This window comes from Achromobacter semiaridum (assembly GCF_053543755.1).
The window spans coordinates 1-7828 of the sequence record NZ_JBLVOL010000088.1 but is presented as its reverse complement, the minus strand read 5'-3'; the positions used below and the strand labels follow the sequence as shown (position 1 = coordinate 7828).

At 66.6% G+C, this 7828-nt stretch carries 4 protein-coding genes and 1 pseudogene; 3 read left to right on the top strand and 2 right to left on the bottom strand.

The genetic code is table 11. The features are described 5' to 3' along the window. Window positions 1-37 precede the first annotated feature (37 nt). Together ACNPP0_RS22200 and ACNPP0_RS22195 are read left to right on the top strand one after the other, a co-directional pair. Window positions 38-1321: an HlyD family secretion protein gene (locus tag ACNPP0_RS22200; RefSeq protein ID WP_448707024.1), complete on the top strand. Its 1284-nt coding sequence runs from the start codon at window positions 38-40 to the stop codon at window positions 1319-1321. Continuing rightward, window positions 1318-3506, top strand: a pseudogene (locus tag ACNPP0_RS22195) (peptidase domain-containing ABC transporter). The gene ACNPP0_RS22200 and the pseudogene ACNPP0_RS22195 overlap by 4 nt, the downstream one beginning before the upstream one ends. Here ACNPP0_RS22195 and ACNPP0_RS22190 read toward each other — a convergent pair. Both ACNPP0_RS22190 and ACNPP0_RS22185 read right to left on the bottom strand, forming a co-directional pair. Next, window positions 3445-4083 (bottom strand): response regulator transcription factor, encoded by a 639-nt coding sequence (locus ACNPP0_RS22190; protein ID WP_448707022.1) that lies wholly within the window; start codon window positions 4081-4083, stop codon window positions 3445-3447. The pseudogene ACNPP0_RS22195 and the gene ACNPP0_RS22190 overlap by 62 nt on opposite strands. After that, entirely contained in the window at window positions 4080-5900 is a 1821-nt protein-coding gene (locus ACNPP0_RS22185; protein WP_448707021.1) for an ATP-binding response regulator, read from the bottom strand. Before ACNPP0_RS22185 ends, ACNPP0_RS22190 begins: the two co-directional genes overlap by 4 nt. Window positions 5901-6043: 143 nt before the next feature. Between ACNPP0_RS22185 and ACNPP0_RS22180 the strand changes: the two genes are divergently transcribed. After that, window positions 6044-7828 (top strand): methyl-accepting chemotaxis protein (locus ACNPP0_RS22180; protein ID WP_448707020.1); only part of this gene is annotated, 1785 nt, incomplete at its 3' end.

Genomic DNA, 7828 nt, shown 5'->3' with positions numbered 1-7828 from the left:
CCCCCCCCATTTCCGCATTCTTCTGGCCCGACCTGCCGTGTCGCTCTATCGCAAACAAGCCCTGGCCGCGCAACGCACCGCGCCGCTGGGCGATATCGTCCTGATCCGGCCGGTGTCGTTCGCGCTGGTTACGGCGGCGCTGGGCGGCTTTGTGCTGCTGGTCTGCCTGTTCTTGGCCTTTGGCACCTACACCAAGCGCGCCACGGTCAGCGGCCAGCTGGCCCCGGATACGGGCCTGCTGAAGCTGTACGTGCGCGAGGCCGGTGTGGTGCTTGAAAGGCGGGGGCGGGAAGGCCAGCATGTGGACGCGGGTGATGTGCTGTACGTGGTGTCCGGCGACCGGCAAAGCGCCATGGGCGACACGCAGCAAGTCATCAGCGGGCAGATCCGTCAGCGGCAGGAAAGCCTGCGCGTCGCGCGTCAGAAAACGTTGTTGCTGCAACAGGGCGAACGCGATCTGCTGATGGCGGGTGTGGCGGGCCTGCGCGCGCAACTGGCCGCCATCGACAGCCAGATCGATGGCCAGCGCGCCCGCATCAAACTGGCCGAAGACAGCGTCCAGCGCTATCGCAACCTGATGGACAAGGGCTATCTGTCGCCCGAGGAATCCGACGCGAAGCGGGCCGAACTGCTAGAGCAGCGCAACCAGTTGCAGGCGCTGCTGCGCGATCGCATCGGCCTGGGGCTGGACCTGTCCACACGGCAGGCCGCGTTGGCCGACCTGGGCTTGCGCCAGCAGAATCAGCTGGCGCAGCTGGACCGCGACCTGGCGGGCGTGGAAGTGGAGTTGACGCAAAGCGAAGCGCGGCGGCAGACCGTGATCACCGCCCCGCAAGCCGGCATGCTGACGGCGGTGACGGCCGACGTGGGCCAGGCGGTGGACACGGCGCGGCCGCTGGCCACCATCGTGCCGGACGGCGCGACGCTGGTCGCCGAACTGTATGCGCCCAGCCGCGCGGTGGGCTTTGTGGCGCCGGGCGACCCGGTGCTGATGCGCTTTGCCGCCTACCCCTACCAGACTTACGGCCAACAAGCGGGCGTGGTGCAGAACGTGACGCATAGCGCCTTGCCGCAATGGCAGTTGCACGATGGGGCAAGCGGCGACGGCAACACCGCGGGCAGCAACAACGCCAACGTCGGTGGCCCGGGCGAACCGATGTATCGCATCACCGTGTCGCTGGAAACCCCGGCGCGCGGTCCCGATGGGAAGCCGCTGGCACTGCGCCCCGGCATGCGCCTGGACGCCGACCTGTTGCAGCAGACGCGGCGGCTTTATCAATGGGCCATCGACCCCGCCCACCAGCTGGCGGGAAAACTATGACGATGCTTGAACGCCTGACGCTGGGCGTCAAACGCCGCGTGCCGCGCATCTTGCAGACCGAGGCGGCCGAATGCGGGCTGGCCTGCGTCGGCATGATCGCCGGCTTTCATGGGCATCACCAAAGCCTGGCCAGCCTGCGGGCCGCTTTCCGGTGTCGCTGTCGGGTTCCACGTTGGCCACGCTGATCCATGTGGCCAGCCAGCTGGGCCTGGCCTCGCGCCCGGTCAAGGCGGGGCTGGGCGCGCTGGGCAAACTGTCGCTGCCGTGCATCCTGCATTGGGAGTTCAACCACTTTGTGGTGCTGACCGCCATCAACGGGCGCTGGGCCACGCTGATCGATCCGGCGCGCGGCACCCGCAAGGTCGCCATCAGCGAGCTGTCGGCGTCGTACACCGGCGTGGCCCTGGAACTTTGGCCCACGCCGGATTTCGTGACCGCGCAAGAGGCGCGGCCCGTGCGGCTGCGCGAGCTGACCGGACGCATCTCGGGCCTGGGCGCGGCGTTTTCGCAAGTGCTGCTGCTGGCGCTGGCGCTGGAAGTGCTGACGGTGGTGCAGCCGTTCTTTGTGCAATGGGTGGTGGACCACGTGCTGAACACCGGCGACCGCGACCTGTTGACCACGCTGGCGCTGGCCTTCGGGCTGTTGATGGTGATGCTGCAACTGACCTCGGTGGCGCGCAGCTGGATGCTGCTGTACATGGGCACGACGCTAAACCTGCAATGGCGCACCAACGTCTTCACGCATCTGCTGCGCTTGCCGGTCGGCTACTTTGAACGGCGTCACCTGGGTGACATCGTGTCGCGCTTTGGCGCCATCGACGCCATCCAGCGCACCGTCACCACGTCGTTCCTGGAAGCCTTGCTGGACGGCATGGTAATGGTGATTACGTTGGTGCTGATGTTTCTGTACAGCCCGCCGCTGGCGTGGATTGCGGTGGGGGCAATGGCGCTGTACGGGCTTGCGCGCTGGGCCGGCTACGCGTCGCTGCGCTACGCCACCGAAGAACACATCGTGCACGCCGCGAAAGAGCAGTCGCACTTTCTGGAAACGGTGCGAGGCGTCAAGGCCATCAAGCTGTTCCAGCATCAGGACGACCGCCGATCACGCTGGCTGGCCTTGCTGGTCAATGACATCAACGCCGACCTGCGCGTGCAGAAATGGACGCTGTTTTTTCGCACGTTCAATGGCTTGCTGTTCGGGCTGTCGTCCATCGCCATTCTGTGGGCGGGCGCGCGGCTGGTGCTGAACGGCCAGTTCACCGTGGGCGCCTTGCTGGCGTTCATCGTCTACAAGACGCTGTTCGACAAGCGCGTGGCGGCGCTGCTGGACAAGCTGGTGGACGTGAAGATGCTGCGGCTGCAAGGCGAGCGGCTGGCCGATATCGTGCGCGAAGCGCCCGAGGCCATCGACGAAACGCCGCGCGACACGCCGGACGCCGGCACGGACGTGCGCCCGCCCGTGATCGAGGTGCGCAACCTGCGGTTTCGCTACAGCCCGCATGAACCCTATGTGCTGGACGGCGTGAGCATGCGCATCGAGTCGGGCGAATCCGTTGCCATCACCGGCCCGTCCGGCGGCGGCAAGACCACGCTGGTCAACATCCTGCTGGGCATTCTGACGCCGACCGATGGCGAAGTGTTGGTGGATGGCTCTCCGGTGCGCGGTCCGGGCGCGGCATCACTGCGCAAGATGGCCGGCACCGTGTTGCAGGACGACGTGCTGTTTGCCGGGTCCATCGGCGAGAACATCAGCTTTTTCGATCCGCGTTTCGATGCCGATCGCGCGCAACGCTGCGCCCGCATCGCCGCCATTCACGACGATATCGTCGCCATGCCCATGGGCTACAACACGCTGGTGGGCGACATGGGCACGGTGCTGTCGGGCGGCCAGAAGCAGCGCGTGTTGCTGGCGCGGGCGCTGTACAAGCAGCCGTCCGTGCTGTTCCTGGACGAGGCCACCAGCCACCTGGACATCGACCGTGAGCGCGTGGTCAACACGGCGATTGCGCGGCTGGCCATGACGCGTGTGATCGTTGCGCATCGGCCGGACACCATCGCCGCCGCCGGTCGCGAGATATCGCTGGTGGATGGAAAGATTGCCGCCGACAGCGGGCGGCGCGGCCCTACGCCGGGCGGCCGAACACGCCGCCGCGCCGAGCCACTAGCGTCGCCTGTGTGCGATTAAGCACGCCGAGCGCGGCCAGGATGGCCGACACGTGCGTCTTCACGGTTTTTTCCGTCATGCTCAAACGCTCGGAAATTTCCTTGTTGCGCAAGCCGTCGCACATCAGCCGCAACACTTCCTGCTGACGCGGCGTCAGCGTGCGCAGCAGCGCCGCTTCGTCCTGCGTGGTGGCGGCGTCGCCGCCGGCGGTTGAGCGGCACGTGGGCCGGGACGCGTGGTTGATGGCATCCAGCGCGGCCAGCAGTTCCTGGCAACTGGCCGACTTGTTCATGAAGGCCTGCGCGCCGGCTTCCATGGCGCGGCGCCGGTCTTCGGGATCTTCCGACGCGGACAGCACCAGTACGCGCAATTGCGAACGCACCTGGCGCATGCGCCGTAGCAATTGTGCACCGGCGGTATCCGGTAAGTAGTAATCCATTATTACGTTCGTAATGTCGTCGTGGCGGGCCAGTACGTCCAGCGCGTCGCGGCCATTGGCGGCCGGATGCAGCGTCAACGTGGGCAGTGCGTTGGCCAGGGCCAGCGCCAGGGCTTCACGAAACATCGCGTGGTCGTCGACCAGCAGTACGGCCGTCATTCGGTGTCTCCGGGGGAAGCGTTGGCGTGCGCCGTTTGCAGCAGCGCGGCCACGCGCTCGCGCAGCGCCTGCACCGCAACGGGCTTGTGCAGCAAAGGGATGCCACGGTCGGCGGCTTCGGCCAGGCGGGCGGGGTCCGTGTCGCCGCTGACCAGCAGGGCGGGCAAGTCCGGGTCGTTGTATTCCTCGCGCAGCCGCTCGATGACGTGGATGCCCGTCTCGTGGTCGCGCAAGCGATAGTCGCTGACGATAAGCGATGGGCGTTCGGCCAGCGGCAGCACCCGTTCAAACAGGGCATTACCGCTGGTGGCGCCAATGACGCGGCAGCCCCAGCTTTCAAACAGCATCGTCAGGCCAGCCAGGTTTTGCGCGTCGTCGTCCACCAGCAGCACCAACTGTTCGTGCAAGGCGGATTCGCTGGCCGTCGCGCGCGCATCGGACGGCGCGGCGGTGACGTGGGACAAGCCCGCCTGGGCCGGGTCCGCGATGGGAGTCGTCAACATGAACGCGGTGCCGCGACCCGCCTGCGAATGCAGCGCCAGCGGATGCCCCAGCAGCTTGGCGGTGCGGCGCACGATGGCCAGGCCCAGCCCCAGGCCCTTGCTGCGATCACGTTCGGGGTTGCCCAACTGGTGGAATTCCCAGAACACGCGCTCTTGCTCGGCCGCCGGAATTCCCTCGCCGTTGTCCCACACTTCAATGCGCAGCTGGCCCGCCACGCGGCGGCAGCCGATCAACACGCGCCCGCCGGTGGTGTGGGTGATGGCGTTGCTGACCAGGTTGCGCAGGATGCGTTCCAGCAGCACCGGGTCGGACCAGATGCAGGCCGAACACGCGCGCACGCGTAGCGACATGCCTTTTTCCCGGGCTTGCGGCGCGTACTCGGCGCGCAACTGGTCCAGCAAGGGGTTCAGCGCAAAGCCTTGCCAGCGCGGCTCGATCACGCCGGCATCCAGCCGCGACAGGTTCAGCAGGGCATCGAACAATTGCCCCATGGCGGCCATGGCGCTGCCGATGTTATCCACCAGATAGTGACCGTGGCGTGACAGCGGTTCGTTCGTCAGCAGACCCAGGAACAGGTTGACCGCGTGCACGGGTTGGCGCAGGTCGTGGCTGGCGGCGGCCAGGAAGCGAGATTTTTCCAGGTCGCTGCGTTCGGCGGCAATCTTTTCCTGGCGCACCTGTTCCAGCAGCGCCAGGTTTTCATACCCCAACCGCAGGGCGTCCAGATGCGTGCGGTTCATGCGGTGAATGAAAGCCAGCGTGGCGACCAGGTAAGCCAGGCCGCCCGTGACCAGCGCCAGGTGGATGGCCGAGGGCTGCGCGGCCAAGGCGATGAACATGGGCGCGAAGGCGGGCACCTCGAACGCGTACATCACCGGCAACAGCATGTAGTTCGAGTAAATGGCGCCGGTGCCCAGCCCGAACAGAATGACGATGAAGAACAGCTGGTATTCCAGCGGCACGAACAGCGTCCAGTAGGCAAAGGGCAGGCCCCACAGCAGGCCGGAAGCCAGGTTGCCCACCAGCATGCGACGCAGCCAGCGCTGGGCGGCGTCGGGCTCAGTGCGATGGTGGTCGTAGGCGATGACGGCGGCCAGGCGCAACACGCCGACCACTAATGTGGCAACTATCCACCACAGCACTTCATGCAGCGGTAATACGTTGTGCAAGGCGTAGGCCGCGAAGCAGGCCGTGATCAGCGAGCCCGCCAGCGCGAAGGGAAAGCTACGACGCAAGGCGTCGATCTGCACCTGCTGGATGCGGGCGCTGTAGCTCAGGGTGGCGGAAGGGGTTAGGCCGAGGGTGGGCTGCACCGGCGGATTTTAGACCGATTGCACGGCGCCCGGCTAAAGTCCCCGCCGTGCATGCCGTAAGCCCAAACGTGGCCCCCTGTTTCGTGGGGGGGGGCCGCGTACCCGTGCCGTCCGGCATGGGCTGTGGCAGTAAGAAGGCAAGAATGAAAATCACCTCGTTGCGCAACCGTATTCTATTGATCACCTGCTTTACCGTCGTAGGCGCCCTGGTTTTGTCGGGCATCACTACCTACCAGATCGTGCGCAGCAACATGATGGCAACCATCTCGGGCAACCTGGATGCGATTGCGGCCGGCAATGCCAGCGCCATCGAGCGCTGGTCGGCGGACAAGGCGCAGGCGGTTTCCGCCACCGCCGCCGTTGTGGAAAAGGGCGACCCGCGCGGTCTGACCAAGCTGATGGGCGAGACCAACGGCTTTCCCATTTCGACGATAGGCTGGTCCGACAAGACGTTTTTCTCGACGACGCAAACCGCCGCCGACTACGACCCCACCGCGCGGCCCTGGTACAAGAGCGCGGTGGCGGCGGGCAAGCTGACCGTGACCAAGCCGTACGGCGACTCGGGCACCGGCAAGCTGTACGTGGCGTTCACCGCGCCGATGGTGCGCGGCGGGCAGACGGTGGGCGTGCTGAGCGGCGCGGTGCCGCTGGACGGCATCCAAAGCATCATCCGCGCGATCCGTCCCACGCCGTCCAGCCTGGCATTCGTGGTGGCGACCGATGGCCAGGTCATCTCGCACGTGAACGACAAGCTGGCGTTGAAGCCGTCCACCGACGTGGCCCCGGAACTGACCCCGGCCGCGCTCACCACCATGGCGCAAGACGGCGCCGACCCCATCATGGTCAGCCTGGACGGCCAGAAAAAGCTGCTGAAGGCGCGCCGCATTCCCGGCACCGACTGGTCGCTGGTGATTGCGCTGGACAGCGCCGAAGCCACGGCGGGCCTGACGCAGGTGCTGAACGCCACGCTGATTTCGCTGGTGGTGCTGACCCTGGTGGCCGTGGGCATTGCCAGTGTGGTGACGTCGCGCGCCTTCAAGCGCCTGTCGGCCGTGCGCGACGCCATGGACACCATCGGCTCGGGCGACGGCGACATGACGCATCGGCTGGACGTGGTCGGGCACGACGAGGTGGCCCAGATCTCGGCGTCGTTCAACGCGTTTGTGGACAAAATCAGCCATGTGATGCTGGACGTGCGCACGGGCGTGCATTCGATGTCGGCCGCCACGCGCGAAATCGACATGGGTAACCGCGACCTGTCGCAGCGCACGGAAACGTCGGCCGGCTCGTTGCAGGAAACGTCGTCGGCGTTGACGCAGATGACCTCCAGCGTGCGCCAGACCGAAGAGGCCGCCGAACACGCCAAGCGCCTGGCCACGGAAGCCAGCGTGGCCGCCGAGCGCGGCGGCAAGGTGGTGACGGACGCGGTGACGACGATGAGCGCGATTTCGCAGTCGTCGCAACGCATCACCGAAATCATCAGCGTGATCGACAGCATTGCGTTCCAGACGAACATCCTGGCGTTGAACGCGGCCGTGGAAGCGGCACGCGCGGGCGAGCAGGGCCGGGGCTTTGCGGTGGTGGCGGGCGAAGTGCGCACGCTGGCGCAACGCAGCGCCGCGTCGGCCCAGGAAATCCGCACGCTGATCCAGGCGTCGGTTGAAAACGTCAAGAGCGGCACGGAACGCGTGCAGGCGGCGGGCTCGACCATGAGCGAAATCGTGGATGGCATTGCCCGCGTGCAGCGCCTGGTCAACGAGATTCACGGCGCGATGACCGAGCAAGCCGTCGGCATCAGCCAGATCGACCGCAGCGTGGCGGACATGGACCAGGCGACGCAGCAGAACGCGGCGCTGGTGGAAGAGTCCGCCGCCGCCTCGGCCATGTTGAGCGACCAGGCGCGCGCGCTGGCCGACACGGTGGGCCTG